We start from the raw sequence: 1,599 nt of genomic DNA on the forward strand, positions 1-1,599 counted from the left end.
GCCGAATATCGTGAGGCGGGGGGACGGCAGGCCGTGCGTGACCAGCCGCCATCTCCCGATCACGGTTAATTCCGCGCTCTCCGGTCTCGCCCATTTAACGGCAGATTAACCATCGCCCGCCAAGAATCCCTTCACGGCCGCCAATCAGGACGAGAGGGGGACAGGCGATGGATTTTGACTATCTCAACAGCAAGACAGCCGCGACGCTGGATGAAATCCGCGTCCGGGTGGCCCATGCGCTGGCCCGTCACCCGCTGTGCCGCAACGTCCGCTTCGACGTCGTCAGCGTTCCCCGGACCCGCCGCGGCGGCAATTGGACGGTGACGCTGCAATCGGTCGAGCCGCGTGCGGTCTGGGAAGCCTCGGAAATCGTCGCCGACATCCAGGATGCCTACGATCTGGCAGCAGCTGCCTGATTTCGTTGGCACTTTTGGAGTGTGTCGCCGGCGGCACAGCGATTGTCGCAACGAAGGCACACTCAAGCCATAATTCGTGCCCTTTTTCCCGGCAACGTTAACAAAGTCGTGAAGCGGTCGCTCCCGGAGAGACGTTTGTCCAAAGCCATCACCATCACCGTGTTGACCTGCTTTCTCGTCCTCGGCGCAGCGACGACCGCCATTCTCGGCCGCGACAGCGTACCCAGTGTCAGCGCGGAGATGATTTCGGAGCCGCCTGCGGCCAAGCCGCTCGCCACCAATCGCGCCGCCAAGGCCGACCGTCTGATTCCGACTTTGGCACTGGCCTCGGCCGCATTCGAGCCGGTCCAGGTCGCCGCCGACAAGCTCGCCCAGGCTCCGGTCCTGGCCGAGCCGCTGCGCCAGGCCTTTGCCGCTGCCACGCCCTCCGACTTCCCGATGCCGAAACCGAGCCTGCACGAGGCGCCCGCCGCGGCGGAGGTTCCCACCGTCGAGGTCCCCGCGGCCAAGCCGAAGGTGGCGGTCAAGCCGCCGCCGCAGAGGAACTATACGCTGCTGTCCGACGCACAGATCTCGGGCATCAGGGATCGCCTGAAGCTCTCGTCGTCGCAGGAATATTATTGGCCATCGGTCGAGACCGCGCTCCGCAACGTCGTCCGCAAGATTTCGGCCAACAAGCTCTCCAACCCGAATGCGCCGGGCGTGCCGATCGATCCGAATTGCGACGAGGTCCAGCAGTTGAAGTCGGCGGCAATGCCGCTCCTGTTCCAGTTGCGTGACGACCAGAAGGAAGAAGTCCGCAAGCTCGCCCGCATCATCGGGCTGGAAAAGGTCGCGCAGCAGATCTGACGCGCAAGTTCCTTCGGGAACTGCTTCGGGTACCAGGAACATCCGGCAATCAACGTGCGTTGCTCGCCTCATAGAGGGAGTGGATCAATGCGCGCCTCGACAGCCTATTTTGTCGGTGCCGGAACCATCGTCGCGGCCATCGCCATCGGTCTCGGCGGCGGCATCGTCGCCGGCAACATCATGAACCCGGTTACGCCCAAGCAGGGCCCGGACACCAGCAAGCTGGCACAACGTACGGAAACGCCGGTGACGGCGATCACCAATGCGCCGTCCGAGCGGGTGAACTATCTCAAAGGCTCGCAGGTCTTCGGCGCGATGGGCGCTGCGCCCGTGC

General features: G+C 64.1%; 2 protein-coding genes and 1 pseudogene. All 3 read left to right on the plus strand.

Going from position 1 to position 1,599, the window contains the following annotated elements; genetic code table 11:
- The first annotated feature begins 167 nt into the window (after positions 1-167).
- Positions 168-416 (plus strand): hypothetical protein, encoded by a 249-nt coding sequence (locus tag JHD07_RS10265; RefSeq protein ID WP_291621610.1) that lies wholly within the window; start codon positions 168-170, stop codon positions 414-416.
- A 135-nt stretch (positions 417-551) separates the two neighbouring features.
- The gene (locus JHD07_RS10270) at positions 552-1,265 is read left to right on the plus strand and encodes a hypothetical protein (RefSeq protein WP_291621612.1); all 714 of its coding nucleotides are present in this window, start codon (positions 552-554) and stop codon (positions 1,263-1,265) included.
- An 87-nt stretch (positions 1,266-1,352) separates the two neighbouring features.
- Positions 1,353-1,599: pseudogene (locus JHD07_RS10275) on the plus strand (hypothetical protein); the annotation flags it as partial.

Source organism: Bradyrhizobium sp. (genome assembly GCF_016462955.1).
GTDB lineage: Bacteria > Pseudomonadota > Alphaproteobacteria > Rhizobiales > Xanthobacteraceae > Bradyrhizobium.